Here is an 18566-nt window from a genome sequence, read left to right as displayed (position 1 = left end):
CTCTAATTGGATTCGTCAATCAGGAATGCTTGTGGATCGACGAGCATCATCATCATCATTCCGCCTGGAAAGATGTTGTTCGTAGTGATCTCGCGCTCGTTATGCGAGTGCCACATGAATGCGAAGCCTGCTTCGCTTGCCGGCGGATTCACAACCGTCCCGCTCGGCGGCGTGGTCCCGGTGTACGCCGTGGCGCGTACGGTCGCGTCTGGCCCGAGATAAGGGCTGCCGCCATACCAGAAGCCGTTCGTCAGCACGTGCGAGTCAGGCAGCGTGACTGGCCCGCCGCTGGCGACGTTGCCGAACGGATGCGCTTCGAGCGCCTTGCCGTGATCCGCGCACCACTCGTAGTAGTTCGGCGCAAGGGGGTCGGCCGTGTAATAGCCGTTCACGTCCGGGATGCAGACGACCGGCTTGCCGAGGTAAGCCGCGAATTGCGGAGCGGTATCGGTGTACACGTCCCCAGGCTTATGCCCATAGACATCCCAGTTCAGGCCCCTGCCCGTCCAGTAGAAAATTCCGTCCATCGTGAGGCCCGGCGTCGTGGTCGTCGTGAACAGCAGCGGTCCGGCCACCTTGGTCGGGTCCGTCTTGCTCAGGATCATGTTTCCATCGCGCGCCAGCACCCGCACGTGATTGCCGTGCTCGTGGAACGGATGCTGCCAGCGGCCGGTTCCGATGATCCGCAACAGCACCAGTTCACCTGGGTGCATGTGCGGATTGCCGTTGTAGGGCTGATGCGGATACTGCACCGCGTAGTTCGGGTCCATGTCGTCCGGCATCGAGCGGCCGTTGACCATGAAATAGGCCGGGTGATAGGGCTCCGTCTCGACGGTCATGCAGCCATTCGGTGCCGTGCAGGTGTTCGCCGCCTGCTGTTCCGCCTGCGCATGAATACGCGGATCCATTTCGGAGAACTGGAACAGATACTCACGGTCATAGCAGGACGCGGTGTGGTTATAAGCTGCGCCGGCATTGCGGAAGTCCGTTTGCCCATCCGGCAGCGTCGCCGCGACCGCGCGGCAACCAGTAGGCACCGCAACCGTGCCGGGCGAGGTGGTCGGCAAAACGATGATCGCCCCATACAGGCCCATCTCGATCTGCAGATCGCCCTGCGTGCCACTGTAGTAAGCATGCGTGCCAGGCGTCGCCGCGACGAAGCTATACGTCACCGTGGTGCCGTGCGCGGCCTCGCGGGTCAGCAATCCCGGGGAGCCGGTGAGCCCGGCAGGACAGGTCCCGTCGGGATTCAGCACCGCGGCGCAGACCTGGAATCCCGGAAAGAGGATCGACGTGTTGCCCGCCGCCGCAGGCAGGTTATTGGTGAGCGTCACCGTGACGACGTCGCCCTGCTTCACGATCAGCGTCGGACCGGGAATCTGCATGCTCGGACAGTTCGCGCCCGCGATCGTGGACGGCGAAAAGCCGGACGGCGCCGTGCGGCATCCATAGCCCCACGAATAAATGCTCGCGCCGTCTGGCTGGGTGATACGGTTCGCCTCGGCACTCAAATCGAAGTGCGTCCCCGTGATGCCGGGCGCGGCGGCTTGCGCGTGCATGCAGACGAGCGTGGCGAACATCGCCGCGCCGACTCGCGCGAGCCGTCCAAGCTGCGCGAGCGCCCCGCGCCATGTGTGGTGAGTAATGTGGGCCACGGCTCTTCTCCTAGGTGCAGGACTTCGTGGTCGGATCCACCGCATGGCAGATATGGACCTCGGTCATCAAGCCGCCAAAATTCTCCTGGTCATTCGCCAGGTGATCGAGATTCGGCGTGTACAGGTAATAGATCGCACCCGGCTTATATTTCGTCGTGTCGCTGGCGTCTAGGAGCAGGTCCAGGGATTCGCCGCCGGCCAGCGTGATCGAGTTCGTGTTGTAGGTCAGGTCGTTGCCGGACATGTCGCGCAGCAAGCGGGCGTTGAGGGCGATCACGTGCATCGGAATGCCGAGCGACGCCAGCGTCTGATACTCCGTCACGTCGAGGTCCGAGATCCGCAGCAGTGCCTTGCCGCCGGCCGGAATGTTGATCAGCGTCGGCAGCGGCTGCGAAAAATGCTGCGTGCCATCCGCCACCGCCGTCGACAGTGGGTTCGGATTTACGGTGTCCGGATAGCTGCGTCCGTTCAACATGAAGAGCTTGTCCTTCATGTCGGTGAACGGCTCCGGATTGAACGTCATGCCAATGAAGTGGAAGTTCGGATCGAAGCCGTGTATCTGCACCGGATACTCGACGTCGTAGGCGGTCGAACCGTCGCCGTCGTTGTACGCGTACAGCGTCGGCGTGTTGCTCTTGTTGTTCGCGTGGAGCACGCCGTTCGCCGGCGGCAGCGGTGTCGTGCACAGAATGTCGTTTCCACACGCCGTACGCAGATCCTTTTGCTGCAGCAGCAGCGAGCTATACAGCGACGCGCCGCTGGGAACGCGGTTCTGGCGCGGTCGCACGAAGATCTGGCCGACCATGCCCATCTGCAGGTGTTCTGGCGGCGTGATGTGGCAGTGCCAGAAGTAGGTGCCCGCATCCGGTGCGAGGTAGTAGTACGTGAAGCTCGCGCCGATGTTGATCGCCACCGACGCGTCCGGCACACCGTCGTAGAACGACGAGGCGTTCGGGTAGCCGTGGAAGTGCACCGTGTGCTTCTCGAACAGGTCGGGGCGCATGATCATCCCGACGTTCGTCAGCGTGAGGAAGAACTCGTCGTCCTCGTCGATCGCCATTGTCGGCGCCGGCTCGTTGCCGTTCATCACGCCGATATCCATGATCGGCCGTGGATCGACGTGACCGGTCGTCAGCAGGCCTGGAGGCACCGATTCCGGATCGGGGACGAGGCCGACCGCGCCGTTGTAGGTCGGGTCCGTTCTCGGATCGCCGACGGTGTTGAACACCGAGGCGAACTGTGTGCCGGGAAGGCCTGCCTTGATGTCGGCGAGCCCGGACAACGGGCCGAAAGCGAACAGGTAGGTCTGCACGCCGTTAGCCATCGTCGCGTAACCGTCGCCGCCCGAGATCTGCTGGCACTTGACCGCGCCGTTGACGACGCCTGTCGACACGGAAGTCTGTCCGGTATAGGACGGCCCGGTGTAGGCGGGCTCCCCTGCACCGGGCGGCAGCGCCGTCGGATGCGCCGGCGTGGTTGGCGGGCATTGCACCCGGAACGATTGCGCGAATGAAGGAACGGCGAACAACAGTAACAACAGTGTTGCAACACTGCTGAGATATGCGCGGGTACTGAACATATGACCTCCAGCCCAGGGGTCAGCCAGCGCGATACGCGCTGGACGTCACGCTCTACTGCGAATGCGGGCTGGCTACGTTTTTCCACCAGTCCGTATGTGGATTCTGAACAAGAGCGACGCAGCCTGGGATGGGTCACCCCCCTACACTTGCGGTAGGGCAAACCCAGCCACGGTACTCAGGTCAAATCGAAACGCTATTTTTTCGGGAAAGACAGCGATCGAACGCCAGGTGCGGCGCAGCTTTCCACTTTGCTTACATTGCGGGTCTTTACCCATGCCGTTCGGCGGGGATTCCGACTTTCCTTCATGTCTAGCGAGGCAAGAATGTGAAAACAGTCCCCGACTGGCGGGTACTGGAAAGTGCCGGGGTTACAACGGGTTGAGGGCAAGATGAGGTCCGCACCGTCGAGCTACTGCTCTTGAGATTTCCGGCCTCCCCATTGAATTGCCGAAGGATCACATCATGAACAAGCTAACTGCCACCATTCTCGCGAGTTGTGTAACGCTCGCAACTGCGAGCGCCTTCGCTGCCGATAGTCCGTCTAATGACCCGGTGTCAAAAGACGCAATGAGTCTGGAGACCACGGCAACCGAGCACGATGCGACGAGCGCCGACAGCATGGCCAAAGAAGGGATGAAAGAAGACGCGATGAGCCAGGACAGTACGGCCAAAGATGGAACCAAGAACGACGAGGTGAAGCAGTAGTTCACCCGGTAAGCGTGCGCCTCGGTGATGCCCCGTACAACCAGCCGGTCTCGACAGGCGCACGCGCCTACTATGCTGCAGGATCAGGCAGAACGGTTCCAGAAACAGCGGGTTGGCGCGCTGAGCTTGCAGGATGCGCGCATCGATCATGTCGGGTACGCGGGATAGATGCAGTTGCTTGAGGCAGCGTTCGATTTCCGGTCAAGGTCACGGCCATGGATGGAAATCCCCGGCGGCTAGCTGAGGCACGCGGCTGGATGCTCTGATTGAAGATCTCGCCGGATTCGGTGGCAGGACGGATCAAGGGGGATCCAACGTGACGGACAACGCCAGTTGACGTCATGTACCGACCGCATGAGAGGTGAACAGGAAGACTGTCATGGACATCTTGGAAATCGCGGCAAACTCGGGAATGATAGTCACCCCCAACGATCGAATCGGCTCCGAGGAGTATCGGAGTGTGTACGGATCCATACAGGCACTACAACGCTTTGCTGATGCCCTGCTTGCCTCGGCAGCGAATGAAACAAGGGATACGCGTCCAGGCGTTCGGGCGAGCCCGCCATCAAGTGAGTAATGTCATGAAATCGTCCCGTCGTAGCTTCATCCTCATGACCGCTGGTTTTGCATCATCGTTGGCCCTTTCGCGCGGCGCGCTGGCGGATGCCGTGCCAGTCTCCGATTCGGATGCGACCGCGCAGGCGCTCGGCTACAACACCGATGCAACGAAAGTCGACAAAGCGAAATACCCTAAGTATCAGGCTGGCCAGGCTTGTTCGAATTGCCTGTTCTTTCAGGGAAAAGCCGACGACGCTGCGGGCTCCTGTCAGATCTACGGTGGCAAGCAGGTCAACGCGAAAGGCTGGTGCAGCGCGTACACGAAAAAAGTGTGACGCGTGAATGTCCTCGTTTCGGACCGCCGCGCTGCCGCGGCACTGGGTTATCGCATGCTGGTCGTGCCGACCACAGGAGATGCGGTCGCCGCACGACGCCTTGGTTGATTACCGAACCCTCCGCGTCGGCCAACGTATTGATGGCTCGGTTGGCCGCGACGGTTCCGGACGCGCATGCAAGCAAGGCACAGTTGCAAACGTTGCAGTGCCGGGTCAAGGCGTGGCGCATTGAGCGCGCGAAAGAACTGATCCTGGGTGGCCTGGAAAAGTCCGCCGACATGCCAGTTGACGAGCGAAAACAGCCGCGGAAAATTTGGAGGCAGAGGGGAACCCGGCGCTTCGCGTGCGGCAAGCCATGAAAGAGATGAAGAAGAAGGCGGGACTACAACAATTCCTCGGGTAACATTCCTTGGTAAGCCAACACGAACGGACATCCTGCTATCCACAGGGAGCCTTACGCAATGGATGCTGCCACTTATGCGCTGTCGCCCGAGGCCTCCAGCAAGCGACTCCGGGAGACGATCTCAAATTTCCTACAGGAACGGCTCCAGTCCAAGCTCGACAAGCTCAAGGACGACGATACAGATCAGCGCGAGAAATTGCTGACGGACTTCCTGCCGGAAAACTGGATACCAGATGCGGCACGCCGCGTCCATCAGATTCAGCAGGTGACGCACGCGCTCAAGTTCACCCACCCTGATGCAATGGGCTCCAGCTTGAACGTGGCAGGGAACCCACAAGTCGGCGAGCTCCACGTAGGCACTCATACCCTCGGCGGCACGGTCGCGCCGGATGTAGTGGGCAACGCCGCTGCTCTGGACGTCTACAAATTCCTGCGTCTGATCGTTGACGGCAGATCGCTGCTGGAGCGTGCGATCGCCAACGACCCGGCTCTCGCCGCTGCGCTTTCCGACCATCCAGAGCATGCAAGGCAATGGATGGCGGCTTTCGCGTCATTAAGACAACCTAAAGGTCAACCCACCTCGCATGAGTTAGCCAAGCAGATCTATTGGCCGCTTGGCGGCGGTCAGTACCATCTCCTTGCGCCACTTTTCCCAACCTCGCTTGCACATGTTGTCTGGAACACGCTTCGCGAGGACCGCTTTTCCGATGCCGCCAAAGCAGCTCGGGACGCGCGTCGGGCGAGCGTATCGCATCCTCAGGGTTATCGTGAATACCCTGATGTGGTCGTGCAGAAATTCGGCGGATCGAAACCACAGAACATTAGCCAGCTGAATAGCGAGCGTCACGGGGAGAACTACCTCATGCCCTCCCTGCCCCCTTTGTGGCATCGCGAGCCAACACGTCCACCACTGGGAATGGCGAGTGTGTTTCATCGTCTGTTCGGTCGTCGCCCGCGCGTCCGTGCAGTAACGCGCATCCTGTGGGAATTTCGCGTGAGCGCTGAAAACGCAGATAGCAGTCTCCGGATTCGCGAGAAGCGGGTCGAACTGGTTGGCTACGTCCGTGATGAGTTGCTGCAGTTCAGCGCAGAAATACACGAGCTTGAAGCGGGCTGGAGTCTGCTGCCTCACTGCCGTCTGAACGCGAATGAACAGTGCTGGCTCGACCCACGGCGGGCGGAGAGCGACGAAGTCTTTGCTTTCCTGCGTCGCCGCGGAGACTGGCGGGATGGCGTCTGCAGGCGCTTTGGCAACTGGCTGAATACAACGCTCACTACGCCGCACACGCCAATGGACCAAGCCGAGGCTGCGCATTGGGCAGACGTTCTTGAAACAGAACTACGGATGATTCGTATGGAAATCGACATCGATGAATGAACCCGCTTCTCTCGTGGTCCTGCCGCGTTTGCAGGTGCAAAACGCCAACGCCATCTCCGGCTCGATCTGTTGGGGCTTTCCGTCGCCCACCGCCTTTGTCGGCTTCGCCCATGCGCTTGAGCGAAAATTTTTCTCTGAACTGCGGGAAGGCTTTGGCGGAGTTGGAATCATCTGCCATCAGTTTCACCCGCAGGTTTGCCAGTCGCCGGGGCTGCGGACCCACGTTTTCCGCCTCAGGCGCAACCCAGCGGGAGAGGACGGAAATGCCACTGCGCTGGTTGAAGAGGGCCGCGCGCACATGGAAATCAGTCTGGTGATTGCGGTGAAAGACCATATGCCTGTCAGGAGTGGTGCGTATTTTGCGGAAGACCTGTTAGTGACGGCCCAAGGAATGCGTGTTGCGGGTGGAAGCATCCTCCCGACTCGCGACGGCGAGCGCTTTTCGGCGCAGTGGTGGCCACTCGCTAACAATCCGGAAGGTCAAGCTGAAGCATTCCGTAAGCTGCGCCGTCAACTACTGCCCGGTTTCGCGCTCGTGCAACGAGAGGACCTGTTGGCCGAGCGCTTGGCGGAAATACGTCTGCAGCACCCGGAGGGCAATGCGCTGGATGCACTGCTGGATTTATGCCGGCTAAACATAGAACCCGACAGACCCAGTCCTGATAAACCAGGAGAACGGCAATGGGGAGTTCGCAAGGAGCCCGGCTGGCTGGTGCCGCTACCAGTCGGCTACAGCGCGTTGTCACCGCTCTATGGGCCGGGCAAAGTCAGGAACGCGCGAGACGGCGTCACCCCGTTCCGCTTCGTCGAAGGTCTTTACTCGCTGGGCGAATGGGTCGGCCCGCACCGAATGGAAAACGTGCGGCAAATACTCTGGCATTCTGACACCGATCCCGATAACGGTATTTACCGCTGCATCAACCATTATTCAACCCCCTTCGCAATAGACTGATTGCGTTGGACAAGGAGGGATGAGATGACAAAAAATGAACTGAAAACCGCCTCGGTGCTGGCGTTCGCTCGCAAACTGGACCCTTCGGATGCGTGTTTCGCCGCCGGGCGCTGGAATGACCGCGAAAATGGCGAGAAATGGTCTCCCGTCGGCGTGCGAGAAAAGTCCGTGCGCGGCACCATTTCAGACCGGCGCGCCAGCAGGGATCAAGACCCGGCAAAGCTGGATGCGGCCATCCAGTCCCCGAATCTTCACACCGTCGATGTCGCAACCCTGCCGAACGATGTCGATACGCTGCGCGTCCGGTTTACTCTTCGTGTGCTCGGTGGTGCGGGAATGCCTTCAGCGTGCAATAACGCTGATTACCAGGAAAAATTGCAGACTACTATCCAGCAGTATGTGGACCAGACCGGTTTTGCCGAACTGGCACGCCGCTATGCCCTCAACCTGGCCAATGGACGTTTCCTGTGGCGCAACCGGCTCGGTGCGGAGCAGATCGAGGTGCACGTTCGCCACTTGTCCCAAGGCAGTGCGATTAAGATCTGGATCTTTGATGCCCTGAGCTTTTCTCTACGTGATTTCAAGGTGCCGACCGATGCGGAACAGTCGCTGAAAGCGCTGGCGCTGGTGATTGAGCACAGCTTGGCTAGCAAAACGTATGGGTTGCTAGAAATCGTTGCTTACGCCCGAGTCGGCGACGGTCAAGAAGTCTTCCCTTCGCAGGAACTGATCCTCGACCGTGCTGACAAAAAAGGCCAGAAAAGCAAAACGCTGTACGCCGTCGGAGAGGTCGCTGGAATCCACAGTCAGAAGATCGGCAACGCTCTGCGCACCATAGATACCTGGTATCCGGATGACGGCGGCCCTCTCATCGGCCCGATCTCAGTCGAACCGTATGGCTCGGTAACATCGCAAGGAAAAGCCTACCGCCCGCCCCAACAGAAGATGGACTTCTACAGTCTGCTCGATAACTGGGTGCTCAAGGACAGCGCCCCGGATGAAGGAAATCAGCATTACGTGATGGCCACCCTGATTCGGGGCGGGGTATTCGGACAGAAGGACTGATGGATGAACGCCTATCTTGAAATAAGCATACGGCCGGACCCGGAATTCATTCCAACCACCCTCATGAATATCCTGTTCGGCAAACTGCATCACGCGCTGGCCGCCCATGGGAGACGGAACATTGGCGTGAGCTTTCCGGACGTCCGGGAGAACAGCCGGTCTCTGGGCACGCGTCTGCGCGTCCACGGCGATGCACCAAGCCTTCGCGCACTGACTATGTCCGGCTGCACGGCTGGACTGCTCGACCACATAGAGGTTGGGGAAATCACTCAGGTGCCGACCGATGCAAGGCATCGGGTCGTCAGGCGCGTTCAGGCCAAGAGCAGTCCTGAGCGACAGCGGCGCAGGTTGATGGCCCGAAAGGGAATTGATGCGGAAGCGGCACGGCAGACCATCCCGGACTGCGCGGCAGAGCGTCTTAACCTGCCCTACCTCATTCTGACAAGCAAGAGTACCGGCGAGCAGTTCCGCCTGTTCGTAGAACACCTGCCCATTCAGCAACAGGCAGTGGAGGGTGAGTTCAGCGCCTACGGCCTCAGCGCCATAGCGACAGTTCCGTGGTTTTGAACACTTTTCGCGACTATCATGTACCTCATTATAAATGACACACTTGCAAAACCCGTTGCGATTTTGGTCAGCGGATGCAATTGCGCCTTTCACAAATCAGGCTGTTACAACCAAAGTTCTGTACTTCACTGCCGCACAGGCAGCTCAGAAAAGATAGGGGCTTATGTGCATTGCACGCCACCTTCACTGCCGGACAGGCAGCTCAGAAATTTGATGCCGGACAAATTGGCACCCACACCCATGGCTATCGCTCCGTCGTGATTGTTGTCGGGTAATTGACGCCGCCGCTGCCTGTCCGGCAGGAGGTCATCGGCCTTTCCGTGCAAATGATCGCGGTAGTCGCGCGGAGAGAGGGTTGCAGCAAGGCGCGGCAGTTCGGCGGCTTTCGCAACATCATCGCGAAGGCGACTGTATGCCGAAGCAGCGCTCGCCTGTTTCGTGGTGTCAAATTTTATCGACGGCTCGCTATATCGCATCGCCGCATTGCTGTGCCGCTTCGGCGGCGAGATTTCACGCGATGCGCTAGTCACGGCCGGTATCGTGCGTCAGGGTGAAGCCGATCATCGATCTGCCAGGCTATCACCTGCTGGATAGCGGTAAGCAACGGATCATTACCGTCGCGAAAGGCGTTAACGCACGACGGGCACCGAGAGAGCGTGCAAAAGTCGGGGAGATCCATTTCATCAGGACTCCATAGTCTACAGCATGTGTTGAAGTTCGTTGATTCCGCTAGCCGTGTCCACAGAGGCGCTAATGGAGGTCCGCCATATGTGGACCACAACGCGGGCAGCTCGGTGCAACCAGGCGCAATGGGAGCTACCGTTCGATCATCGATTCTTGAATGCGAAAACGGCAACGAGGACCGCGACAAGCACTGCAAGCCATGTCAAACTGGCGACAAGCTTGCTGAGCTTATCCACCAGTGCGTTAATCGAATTCGTCTCGCTACCGGTTGTTTGCTGTTGCCCCTCGGGTGATCTCTCGCTGTGGTTGAGCGCGCCTAAGCGGACTTTCCCGAAGTCGAGTGCGAGATGAACAACGTATCCGCCCGCTGTATCCGGCGATTCCGCCGTGCTGTCTTCCTTGCCCGGCCGGAGAAACAGATCCGCTTGCCCAGGGAAGTCAGCAAACACCTGCCCCGACGTATAAACGTTCCTCAGACACAGGCCGACCTTGACCGCAGCGAGCCGGCCGGCCTCAACGCCCTCGATTAGCGCCTTCATGCTGTTTTCCGGCACGTGACAAGACGCCCACCATTGATCGGGTTCCTGCATCTCCCGGTCCGGGCGGTTATAGCCGAGCCTTGCAATGCCCAGTGGGACGTCCGAGAAAGTTGTACCGAGCGCGTCTTGCCATTCGCGAAGGCCATGCCGGTCTGCCGAACGGATTTCCCTGGCCGCGAACGAGATCTGGACCATGCGCGTGCTGTTCCCGGGTTCGCCAATAATTGACAGGCGAACATCATCGAAGGAAGCGCTCCCACGGACACAGGTAGTCAGGGTGGATTGCGTTTCTCCCTCTGCGGGTTCCAGTTGCTGAACGACCTGGAGGTCCTGCAAGGTGAGCCAGAGTGAGCTTGCGGGGTAGTACGTCATTGCGTTGCCATCAGGCCCGACGTGCTCGAGCGAGTGGCCACTGCGCTCTCTCACACCAATTCCACGGCTCCCCTCGCGATAGGCCACGCGTACTTTTTCATCGAGGCGCGGATGAGCGCTCGCCGCGAGTTGCTCCGGATCAGGAGGTGTCCGGTAAGTCCTTGCCGCGCTGTTCAGGCTATCCAGAATATCGCCACGCTGGCGGATCTCCACAATGAGCTGCCGCTCGCGATCTGTCGGAGCCGCACGGGTGCCCGACAGCATCTCGCCGAAACGATCTGCGAGCCGAAGTGCGTTGGGTGCCGCGGTTTCGGGCACCCCCTTCGGAATCTGCCTCGCGGTGGGATCGGTGCCAGGCGGCGGCTGCCGATCAGCGACCGCGACGAGAGAAGGCAGTAACCGGGTTAAGAGGCTCGCACAGAGAGGGAGTATTGGCAGGAACACACCGGCGAGAACCAGATTGAACAGCGTGTGGAAATCCGCAACCACACGTGCATTGTCCGGTTCCATGGTAACCATGAAGCGGCCGATTGGTCCGAGCGCCGCGAGGGCCGTCACAACGCCGATTAATCGCGTGAGCAGGTTTCCAACCGGTAGCCGCTTCGATGCGGGATCGTATGGTCCCGTGCCCGCCAGCACGGGGTTGATGGCGGTGCCGAGGTTCGCACCCATCACCAGAGCAAACGCCGTATTGGGAGGAACCACGTTCCGCGCGCAAAGCGAGGTGATGAGCAGAACAGCCGCGACGTTTGAATCCGCGGCCCACGTCAAGCCCGCAGCGAGCAGAACATCGACGACCGGTACGGTGGACGCAGCGCCCAGCAGCATGCGCAGGCTGGGGGCATCCTCGTAATCGGTCATCAGCTCGAGCAGATGGTGCAGCGCGAGCAGCATCAGGCCCAGACCAATGAACATGCGTCCCAGGTCGTGTGCACGTGTGTTCGACACCTTGCGGAACATCAGCGCGCCGACAAGGATCAGGGCCGGCGAAACGGCTGCCGCGAGGTCGAATGACAGTACCTGCACGATCAATGTCACGCCGACGTTTGCGCCCAGCATGACCGCAAGCGCGGGCACAAGCCCGACGCCTCCCTCAGCAGCGAAGCCCTCAATCATGAGTCCGGTCGTCGCGCTGCTCTGCAGTACCGCGGTCGCGCCCGTCCCGGCCAGGAAAGCCCGGAAGCCCCCGCGCAGCGACCTGCCGAGGAGTGACCGAAGACCGGCGCCGAATGCCCGGTGCATGCCGGTTTGAACCATCTGGGTGCCCAGAAGCAGCAAAGCTACGGAGCCAGCGAGATCGATCAGCGTGAACGTCGTTATCATGATTTGGACTCCTGGCGTCCAACCGTTGCCCATGCGACTTCGCCACTGCCCCGCCCTTGCGTGGCTGGGCGTCGCAGCGAATCGATGCCGGTTGCCTGAACCCCTTAAGCATGGCTGGCACTCAACTACCCCGGCGTGTGGTCAGCACGCCCAGGTTGCATAAGCAAAAAAGTGCCCGATCGCGTAGTGAGCCAGTCTAACGCGATATCTTCCCGACTGTTGGAGGGGAAAACAACAATTCTTCACGGATCCCCGGATTCGGCATCGGGGGCCCGTCGGTATTGCGCCTGTGAGACTGCAACGCGGTATTTTGGACAGGACTTACAATGCCCGATAAAGGTCTGTCGGCGTTACATCACCGCCAGTTTCGACTGATTCTCAAGAAATGAAGCGTGCAGGGAGAGAATGAAAGACAGAGCGACCGTGGTCTGCGTGCGGGAAAACCAGATTCTGCTGGTGGCCAGAGAACGATCAAGATGGGCGTTGCCTGGCGGGAGAATCCGTCGGGACGAGGCGCCCCTGGAAGCTGCGCGACGTGAACTGGTGGAAGAAACAACGCTTGTGGCTGATGATTTGACATACCTCTTTCAATTTACCGGTTTCAATACCTTGCACCATGTCTTTTTCGCTGACATCGCGCATCATGCAAGGGTGCAGCCCAGCAACGAAATCGCGAAGTGCAGGTGGTTTGCCCCGGTCAAGATAGCGACGCTTTCCGCCAGCGTCCCCACTCGTGGAATCGTGGAGCTTTTCTTCCGGTATATCCGCACTCTGGAATCGGACAACGTCCAGCCGATTTCGCAGCAGGCGGAACAGGTGAGCCCATGAAGCGCACTTATCACTATCACGGATTCGATGTTGAGGTGGCCGTCGAGGCTGACTTCAGCTGGCAGGTCGGACGCAGTGCGTTGTCCAGCGCGGGATATGTCGCGGTCGTGAGGATCTGCAAGGCCGGTGCCGCTCTTGCCGTTTTCTCCCCGTTGCGTTTTGGCGAATCGCAAGGAAAGCCATTTTTAAGCGAAGCTGATGCGCTCATGGGCGGCTATAGCGCGGGGCGACGTATCGTCGATGATTTGTTCAGTTCATGATACGCGTCTACGCCGCCCTGGAAACAAAGCCTTTCATCCACTGATGATTCAATAACGAGTGCCTGCTGTCGGCGGGCGGATGATCCGTCATTCGTCGACGCCCCGCGACCGTCTCTCGTTGGGCGAACCCGGAGGTTCGATGTCGAAGCGGTTTGGCCGAACCCAAGCCTGCTTCGAACTTCCGCAGTCGGCCCAAGGCGGGTGGCATCATCCAGAGAACTGCCATCCCCCTGTTTCTTACATTGCCTTGCACCCACAAGAGCGCGCCCCTGCCAGGCGCACAAAAAAGCCAAGGCGGTGAAGCCCTGCCCGAGGGGATGCTGCTGGTTGAGAGGACCAGCGGAATCCGAGGGTGGCCACCGCGCCTGAGAGCGCCGCAGCCCAGTCTCAAGATATCGCCGTTTCAGCTTCGCGTGAATCAATGTTTACCGCCATGGCATACGAAACGGCAACAGTAGCTATTGCGTAGGTGTTGCCAATGCGCGTTTCCTGATGAAACCCACGTGTCCATCCATTCAGGCAATGATGCGATCGACCTCGGTACCGCAACAACAGGGAAGGGAGCGCAGAAGTTCAATGCGGCGCGCTGCTCCAGTCTCGTCAGTCGTGCCGGTAATCCAGCTCTCTCAGCTGTCTCCGGCGCATTTGCTCCCGGTGATAGTGAGCGGCGACGAACACGGCTGCCATCACCAGCACGAATGAACCTACGACGATTGTCACTGTTTCGCTCATCGGAACCTCCATGGCTGCGCTCTCCGGTTCATTGCAGGTGCTGCCCTCCGTTGATCGCAATGTTGGCGCCAGTCACGAAGCCCGCTTCGCGCGAGCACAGGTACAGGACGAGTGCGGCGACTTCGTCGGGCTGTCCGAGCCGGCCGACCGGAATCTGCGGAATGATCTTCGTCTCGCGGATCTCCTCGGGCACCGCCATCACCATCTTCGTCGCGATATAGCCGGGCGAGATCGTGTTGACGGTGACGCCTTTTTTCGCCACCTCAAGCGCCAGTGATTTCGTGAAGCCATGCATGCCGGCCTTCGCCGCGGCATAGTTGGTCTGACCGAACCCGCCCTTGGAGCCGATGATCGACGACACGTTGATGATGCGGCCCCAGCCACGCTCGACCATGCCGTCGCACACCGGCTTCGTCATGTTGAACACCGAATCGAGGTTGGTCCGGATGACCGCGTCCCAATTGACCTTGTCGAGCTTTTTGAAGCTGGCGTCGCGCGTGATGCCAGCGTTGTTGATCAGGATGTCGACCGGTCCGACTTCAGCGCTGATTTGCGTCATGCATCTTTCGCACGAGTCGTAGTCGGCGACGTCGACTGTGTATGCGCGGAATTGCCGTCCCTGTCCCTCCATCCGGGCGATCCACTCGTTCGCACCGGTGTTGCCCGGCGAACAGGTGACCACGACCGCATAGCCGGCGTCATGCAGCTTGATGCTGATCGCTTCGCCCAGTCCGCCCATTCCACCCGTCACCACCGCGATCTGCTTTGTCATCGAATCGTCCTCATAAAAGCTAAGCATGGAGTCATGCTCATCTGGAGCAACACTGCCTTCAGTCCATGAACTGGATGTACTGGAAGGCGGGATCCCCCATCCATAAGGAATCCTTCATATATTACAGATACCATACCGCGGGCATCGCTGCCCGCGCCAGTTCTATCGCTTCGCGCCCGCCGCTACGGGAGCTTGCTGGGGATTGCTTCGCACAGCCTTTGACGCTGTGGCCGTGAGCGCATCAAAATTATTTCCGGCAACCTGTACGGCCTGTTGTCCCGTTTTCTGCAGCGTTTCGTACAGGGTCGTGGTGGCGGAAATCGCGGATTTCCACGCAGCGATCGCGGCTTCAGAACCTGCGGGAGCATGCTTCGCCGCGTCCTCGACGAGTGCCTGCACGCGACCGTTATACCGCTCGTAGTGCGCCTGTGCGAGCTGTGTGACCTCAGCCTGCGTGGTCGACGCGATGTCGAACACTTGCCGGCCATATGACAGTGATTTTTCCGCGAAGGGTCCGGTGAAACCTGCCTGCAGTGCAAACCATTGCTGCGGCTCCGTCGTGCCGGACACCTTCGTCAGGTTCCCCTGCGCCTCGGCGAGCGTGGCCCTGACGACCTGCAGGTTCAGCGCGACCAGTTTCTCGACGCCTTCAAAGACCTTTCCGGTGAACCCGAAGAAAGCGTCGAGGTTGGCCTTCGCGGCGGCGACCTGCTCGGGACTCGATAGACTCATTGTTGAATTCCTCAAAATCCGGTCCGACGCGCGAAACCCCGATCGAACGGATGTGTTGCGGCGGATCGTCATGATGGATAAATCGAAGTACAAGGACGCCTGCCAGGCAGCACGCGTCGCAAGGACTTCGGTCGGTCGCTACATCAACAGGCACTACAACTTAAACCCCAACTGCGACGCTTCGTTCATGACTGCTGCTTCGGCGCGCTCGGCGTGTTGTGAAGCGGCACTTGTGTTGAACATGGGCGACAGCAAACGCTGCGATTTCATTCAGGGCAGGGAGATGGACGCCGCAGATGTCTAGCGCATCCGGCCGACGGCCTTGAGAATGGAGTCGCCGTCGCTTGTGACATGAGGACGCGAGCGTCCTGAAGCGAGGTTTTCCAGTAATATGAGTTGCTGCTCGAACAGCGTGTCGAGCTCGGCGCGGCCTGGATCTATCTGATCCGGCGAGGCCTTGATGAGCATTAAGGTAGCGAATTCATGGGGACTCAGCATATCGTCTCCTCGATTTGGTCTTTCTGCGCCGCGAGCATTAATTACCCTCTCCGCGCCGAATGGCGGCAAATGTTTCCTCGGCCTTTGCAAAGCACGTTCAGGAAATCCTTACCGAGACGTCATCATAACCGCTCAATTGTTAAATGCAATATACGGGATACTTTTTATGGGCACAACCATTTTGTCTGTTGAATATTTATGTGTATTGCATGACAGCGCGGTGTCGTCGCCAACGCCACCGCCAATCGCAGTGGACGCCCGGCTGGCAAGGCCCATCGGCTGATCCGGACTACATCCCAATGTTTGAATCAATGACTCAAGTAATGATGCCAGTCCATTTGAGGTCATTGGGCGAGTTTATATTTGAAGATTGTATTTATGGGCTAACGTCAATTTGAAGCGGTTATCCTTAGCCCGGCATTGCGAAATATTTATTACGGCGCGCTTGAATTTGCTACGCCACCCACATTTGGATCAGCGCGAAGACTCAACAAGGTGACGCAGTGATCCTTCATCGAACAGCCTTCACAATCGGATTGACATGATCGGCGCACCATCGTGTCGGCCTTCGTGATGTGCATGCATGGAATCCTGAATGGCGCCTGATCCTGCCATTGGGCAGCCCCCACCGTGAGCGTGCCCTCGCGACCAGCAGTACCCGGCCATCACGGATACACAGCACCGCTGCCCTGTCTTTCATAGCAGTCCGACCTCTTATGCGAGGCGCCGATTTTATGGCGACACGGACGATGAAGCACTGTCGCGCATGACTGCAAGCGGATTCTCCGAGACCTGCGCGCGGCCGAAAGCCATGTCAGGCATGCGAGCCTGCAAGCACGGCAAGTAAATGGAGCATGCCATGACACGGACGTACGAATACAACGGGTTCAGCCTGCAGGTCGCAGTCGAATCCGATTGCCGCAGCCGCCCGGCAAAACGCGCGTCGGCACATCCGGGCTATGTCGCGGTCGTTCGGATTTGCGAGGCAGGCAGCGCAGTGCCCCGATTGTCGCAACTCGGACTGGGTGAAGCAGGCGGCCACCCGTTCGATAGCGAGGCCGGCGCCCTGAATGGCGGGTACATCGCAGCGCGCACGATCGTGGACGACCTTTTCGGCCAGGACATTGCCGACTCCATCGTCATGCCATTGTGGCAGTCCCCGGTTACGCTACCTTCCCCCGGGGTATTGCTGCCCCCCAGCGAACGCGCGAAACGGTCCGAAAAGGTGCCCCCGCCGGGTGTGACTCTGGGGCGCCTGATCCAGAATCCGACCCGCTCCAGCGGAATCGACTGTGGTTCTACAAATGTGCAAGGAAGCCCCGGCAATCATCCAAGGGCTTCGCACCATCGTTGAGTCTTCGTGCCCCTGCTGTCCGGTTCTCAATCATCCAGGGCTTCGCGCTCAAGTCGCTCGCGCGAAACGTGGCGTACATCCGTGCCCTTGACAACATAAATGACGAGCTCCGCCAGATTCTTCGCGTGATCCCCGATCCGTTCGATGGCCGATGCAATGAACAGGTAGTCGAGCGCAGAAGCGATGAGGCGAGGATTCTCGGCCATGTATGTTGGCAGCTTGCGCACAAAAGCGCGGTAAAGGTCATCGATCGCCTCATCCTCGCGCATGATCCGGGCTGCCGCAACCGTATCGAGTCGGGCGAATGCAGCGAGCGCGTGATGGAGGATGCTTGCCGCCATCTGACCGGATGACTGGATCTCTGCAGTATTGACGTTCCTGCCTGCACCGTCATTCGCGATTCGCCGCGTCCGCTTCGCGATCTTGCGTGCCTCATCGCCGGCACGCTCGAGATTGGTAATGCCCTTTGAGATGGCCATCAGTCGACGCAGGTCGGATGCGGCGGGCTGGCGTCGCGCGATGATGTTGCCGCACTCGGCATCGATCTCGACTTCCATCGCATTGAGTCGATGCTCCTCATCAATCACCTTCTCGACCAGGCCCATGTCGAAGCGGCTGAGCGCCTCCATCGCATCGGTCAACTGTGATTCAACCAGTCCCCCCATCTCGAAAAACCTCAACGACAGGTGTTCAAGGTCAGCGTCGAACCCGCTGGAAATGTGCTTGTCTGGCATTGAAAACTCCCCTTGCCCGAAAGAAGATAAACTGTTTGTACGATTTGTCAAACCTGCGCAAAATCATGAAGCCACAGGCCACCAGGAACAGAAGCGGCAAACGACCGTATGTGCACACGGCTGCAGGTGCCAATAAGGCAGCTGCTGGCAAGGAGGCGGTTGATACGACGAAGGTTCGACGTTCGGCGACGAAGGCGAAGACCCGGAAGGCAACGCCCGTTGAAGAGCCTCCCCCGCGCGTCGCCCGGCACGGCAGGGAGCACGTCAAACGGGAAAAGGTCGTGCGGGACACCTTCACGATGCCGAGGTCGGACTACGAAAAGATCGCGGCGCTCAAACAGCGGTGCCTCGATGCGGGCGTCGCCGTGAAAAAGAGCGAGCTCGTGCGGGCGGGCCTGCTTCTGCTGGAGTCTGAACCAACGAAACGCCTTCTCGCGGCCGTCACGGCGGTCGAGCCGGTCAAGACTGGCCGGCCACCAAAATCGAAGTGAGCCGCGCGCGGGGCCTGATAGTCGCGCCCTATAGCGGCAAAACCCGGGG

At 59.5% G+C, this 18566-nt stretch carries 21 protein-coding genes; 12 read left to right on the top strand and 9 right to left on the bottom strand.

Going from position 1 to position 18566, the window contains the following annotated elements:
* Positions 1-2: 2 nt before the first annotated feature.
* Positions 3-1655 (bottom strand): multicopper oxidase domain-containing protein, encoded by a 1653-nt coding sequence (locus P3T23_RS32300; RefSeq protein ID WP_429320134.1) that lies wholly within the window; start codon positions 1653-1655, stop codon positions 3-5.
* A 10-nt stretch (positions 1656-1665) separates the two neighbouring features.
* Positions 1666-3234 carry a multicopper oxidase domain-containing protein gene (locus P3T23_RS32295; RefSeq protein WP_429320133.1) on the bottom strand — a complete coding sequence of 523 codons (1569 nt, stop codon included), beginning with the start codon at positions 3232-3234 and terminating at the stop codon, positions 1666-1668.
* 463 nt (positions 3235-3697) lie between these two features.
* Between P3T23_RS32295 and P3T23_RS32290 the strand changes: the two genes are divergently transcribed.
* The 7 genes from P3T23_RS32290 to cas6f all read left to right on the top strand — a co-directional run bounded on the left by P3T23_RS32290 (position 3698) and on the right by cas6f (position 9198).
* Positions 3698-3940 (top strand): pentapeptide MXKDX repeat protein, encoded by a 243-nt coding sequence (locus P3T23_RS32290; protein ID WP_429320132.1) that lies wholly within the window; start codon positions 3698-3700, stop codon positions 3938-3940.
* A gap of 581 nt (positions 3941-4521) precedes the next feature.
* Complete coding sequence (locus P3T23_RS32285; RefSeq protein ID WP_429320142.1) at positions 4522-4833, top strand: high-potential iron-sulfur protein; 312 nt, start codon at positions 4522-4524, stop codon at positions 4831-4833.
* A 104-nt stretch (positions 4834-4937) separates the two neighbouring features.
* On the top strand, positions 4938-5192 hold the full coding sequence (locus tag P3T23_RS32280) for a hypothetical protein (protein WP_429320131.1): 255 nt from the start codon (positions 4938-4940) through the stop codon (positions 5190-5192).
* 102 nt (positions 5193-5294) lie between these two features.
* Positions 5295-6614 carry a type I-F CRISPR-associated protein Csy1 gene (gene csy1 / locus P3T23_RS32275; protein WP_429320130.1) on the top strand — a complete coding sequence of 440 codons (1320 nt, stop codon included), beginning with the start codon at positions 5295-5297 and terminating at the stop codon, positions 6612-6614.
* Positions 6607-7566: a type I-F CRISPR-associated protein Csy2 gene (gene csy2 / locus P3T23_RS32270; RefSeq protein ID WP_429320129.1), complete on the top strand. Its 960-nt coding sequence runs from the start codon at positions 6607-6609 to the stop codon at positions 7564-7566. The genes csy1 and csy2 overlap by 8 nt, the downstream gene beginning before the upstream one ends.
* 24 nt (positions 7567-7590) lie before the next feature.
* Positions 7591-8631, top strand: coding sequence for a type I-F CRISPR-associated protein Csy3 (csy3, locus tag P3T23_RS32265; RefSeq protein ID WP_429320128.1), 1041 nt, complete (start codon positions 7591-7593; stop codon positions 8629-8631).
* 3 nt (positions 8632-8634) lie between these two features.
* On the top strand, positions 8635-9198 hold the full coding sequence (gene cas6f, locus P3T23_RS32260; protein ID WP_429320127.1) for a type I-F CRISPR-associated endoribonuclease Cas6/Csy4: 564 nt from the start codon (positions 8635-8637) through the stop codon (positions 9196-9198).
* A 161-nt stretch (positions 9199-9359) separates the two neighbouring features.
* Here cas6f and P3T23_RS32255 read toward each other — a convergent pair whose 3' ends face one another.
* Together P3T23_RS32255 and P3T23_RS32250 are read right to left on the bottom strand one after the other, a co-directional pair.
* Entirely contained in the window at positions 9360-9674 is a 315-nt protein-coding gene (locus P3T23_RS32255) for a hypothetical protein (protein ID WP_429320126.1), read from the bottom strand.
* A 351-nt stretch (positions 9675-10025) separates the two neighbouring features.
* On the bottom strand, positions 10026-12116 hold the full coding sequence (locus P3T23_RS32250; protein ID WP_429320125.1) for a Na/Pi cotransporter family protein: 2091 nt from the start codon (positions 12114-12116) through the stop codon (positions 10026-10028).
* Positions 12117-12521: 405 nt separating this feature from the next.
* On the opposite strand from P3T23_RS32250, the gene P3T23_RS32245 reads away from it, so the two are divergent.
* Together P3T23_RS32245 and P3T23_RS32240 are read left to right on the top strand one after the other, a co-directional pair.
* Entirely contained in the window at positions 12522-12944 is a 423-nt protein-coding gene (locus P3T23_RS32245; protein ID WP_429320124.1) for an NUDIX hydrolase, read from the top strand.
* Positions 12941-13204, top strand: coding sequence for a hypothetical protein (locus tag P3T23_RS32240; RefSeq protein ID WP_429320123.1), 264 nt, complete (start codon positions 12941-12943; stop codon positions 13202-13204). The genes P3T23_RS32245 and P3T23_RS32240 overlap by 4 nt, the downstream gene beginning before the upstream one ends.
* Before the next feature lie 600 nt (positions 13205-13804).
* Here the strand turns inward: P3T23_RS32240 and P3T23_RS32235 are convergent.
* From P3T23_RS32235 to P3T23_RS32225, 3 genes are all read right to left on the bottom strand, one after another.
* Entirely contained in the window at positions 13805-13936 is a 132-nt protein-coding gene (locus P3T23_RS32235; protein WP_429320122.1) for a hypothetical protein, read from the bottom strand.
* Positions 13937-13964: 28 nt separating this feature from the next.
* Positions 13965-14708 (bottom strand): acetoacetyl-CoA reductase, encoded by a 744-nt coding sequence (gene phbB, locus P3T23_RS32230; protein WP_429320121.1) that lies wholly within the window; start codon positions 14706-14708, stop codon positions 13965-13967.
* Between the two features lie 162 nt (positions 14709-14870).
* Complete coding sequence (locus tag P3T23_RS32225; protein ID WP_429320120.1) at positions 14871-15440, bottom strand: phasin family protein; 570 nt, start codon at positions 15438-15440, stop codon at positions 14871-14873.
* Between the two features lie 70 nt (positions 15441-15510).
* Here P3T23_RS32225 and P3T23_RS32220 point away from each other — a divergent pair, with 70 nt between their 5' ends.
* Positions 15511-15744 carry a hypothetical protein gene (locus tag P3T23_RS32220; RefSeq protein WP_429320119.1) on the top strand — a complete coding sequence of 78 codons (234 nt, stop codon included), beginning with the start codon at positions 15511-15513 and terminating at the stop codon, positions 15742-15744.
* On the opposite strand, the gene P3T23_RS32215 is transcribed toward P3T23_RS32220, so the two are convergent.
* Complete coding sequence (locus P3T23_RS32215; protein ID WP_429320118.1) at positions 15741-15938, bottom strand: hypothetical protein; 198 nt, start codon at positions 15936-15938, stop codon at positions 15741-15743. The two genes, P3T23_RS32220 and P3T23_RS32215, sit on opposite strands and share 4 nt — an antisense overlap.
* An 859-nt stretch (positions 15939-16797) precedes the next feature.
* Between P3T23_RS32215 and P3T23_RS32210 the strand changes: the two genes are divergently transcribed.
* The gene (locus tag P3T23_RS32210; RefSeq protein WP_429320117.1) at positions 16798-17292 is read left to right on the top strand and encodes a hypothetical protein; all 495 of its coding nucleotides are present in this window, start codon (positions 16798-16800) and stop codon (positions 17290-17292) included.
* 26 nt (positions 17293-17318) lie between these two features.
* On the opposite strand, the gene phoU is transcribed toward P3T23_RS32210, so the two are convergent.
* Positions 17319-18026 (bottom strand): phosphate signaling complex protein PhoU, encoded by a 708-nt coding sequence (gene phoU, locus P3T23_RS32205; protein ID WP_429320116.1) that lies wholly within the window; start codon positions 18024-18026, stop codon positions 17319-17321.
* Between phoU and P3T23_RS32200 the strand changes: the two genes are divergently transcribed.
* On the top strand, positions 18026-18517 hold the full coding sequence (locus P3T23_RS32200; RefSeq protein WP_429320115.1) for a hypothetical protein: 492 nt from the start codon (positions 18026-18028) through the stop codon (positions 18515-18517). The genes phoU and P3T23_RS32200 overlap by 1 nt on opposite strands.
* Positions 18518-18566 lie beyond the last annotated feature (49 nt).

This window comes from Paraburkholderia sp. GAS448 (assembly GCF_050435685.1).
Taxonomy (GTDB): Bacteria; Pseudomonadota; Gammaproteobacteria; order Burkholderiales; family Burkholderiaceae; genus Paraburkholderia.
Note: the sequence above shows the minus strand (reverse complement) of the source record. Positions and strands in the feature narration are given on the sequence as shown.

What these genes read in the sequence shown, in the direction of transcription:
- P3T23_RS32295 (WP_429320133.1), bottom strand. Translation starts at nt 3,234, where the DNA reads ATGTTCAGTACCCGCGCATATCTCAGCAGTGTTGCAACACTGTTGTTA.
- P3T23_RS32290 (WP_429320132.1), top strand. Translation starts at nt 3,698, where the DNA reads ATGAACAAGCTAACTGCCACCATTCTCGCGAGTTGTGTAACGCTCGCA.
- P3T23_RS32285 (WP_429320142.1), top strand. Translation starts at nt 4,522, where the DNA reads ATGAAATCGTCCCGTCGTAGCTTCATCCTCATGACCGCTGGTTTTGCA.
- csy1 (WP_429320130.1), top strand. Translation starts at nt 5,295, where the DNA reads ATGGATGCTGCCACTTATGCGCTGTCGCCCGAGGCCTCCAGCAAGCGA.
- csy2 (WP_429320129.1), top strand. Translation starts at nt 6,607, where the DNA reads ATGAATGAACCCGCTTCTCTCGTGGTCCTGCCGCGTTTGCAGGTGCAA.
- csy3 (WP_429320128.1), top strand. Translation starts at nt 7,591, where the DNA reads ATGACAAAAAATGAACTGAAAACCGCCTCGGTGCTGGCGTTCGCTCGC.
- cas6f (WP_429320127.1), top strand. Translation starts at nt 8,635, where the DNA reads ATGAACGCCTATCTTGAAATAAGCATACGGCCGGACCCGGAATTCATT.
- P3T23_RS32255 (WP_429320126.1), bottom strand. Translation starts at nt 9,674, where the DNA reads ATGCGATATAGCGAGCCGTCGATAAAATTTGACACCACGAAACAGGCG.
- P3T23_RS32250 (WP_429320125.1), bottom strand. Translation starts at nt 12,116, where the DNA reads ATGATAACGACGTTCACGCTGATCGATCTCGCTGGCTCCGTAGCTTTG.
- P3T23_RS32245 (WP_429320124.1), top strand. Translation starts at nt 12,522, where the DNA reads ATGAAAGACAGAGCGACCGTGGTCTGCGTGCGGGAAAACCAGATTCTG.
- P3T23_RS32240 (WP_429320123.1), top strand. Translation starts at nt 12,941, where the DNA reads ATGAAGCGCACTTATCACTATCACGGATTCGATGTTGAGGTGGCCGTC.
- P3T23_RS32235 (WP_429320122.1), bottom strand. Translation starts at nt 13,936, where the DNA reads ATGAGCGAAACAGTGACAATCGTCGTAGGTTCATTCGTGCTGGTGATG.
- phbB (WP_429320121.1), bottom strand. Translation starts at nt 14,708, where the DNA reads ATGACAAAGCAGATCGCGGTGGTGACGGGTGGAATGGGCGGACTGGGC.
- P3T23_RS32225 (WP_429320120.1), bottom strand. Translation starts at nt 15,440, where the DNA reads ATGAGTCTATCGAGTCCCGAGCAGGTCGCCGCCGCGAAGGCCAACCTC.
- P3T23_RS32220 (WP_429320119.1), top strand. Translation starts at nt 15,511, where the DNA reads ATGATGGATAAATCGAAGTACAAGGACGCCTGCCAGGCAGCACGCGTC.
- P3T23_RS32215 (WP_429320118.1), bottom strand. Translation starts at nt 15,938, where the DNA reads ATGCTGAGTCCCCATGAATTCGCTACCTTAATGCTCATCAAGGCCTCG.
- P3T23_RS32210 (WP_429320117.1), top strand. Translation starts at nt 16,798, where the DNA reads ATGACACGGACGTACGAATACAACGGGTTCAGCCTGCAGGTCGCAGTC.
- phoU (WP_429320116.1), bottom strand. Translation starts at nt 18,026, where the DNA reads ATGCCAGACAAGCACATTTCCAGCGGGTTCGACGCTGACCTTGAACAC.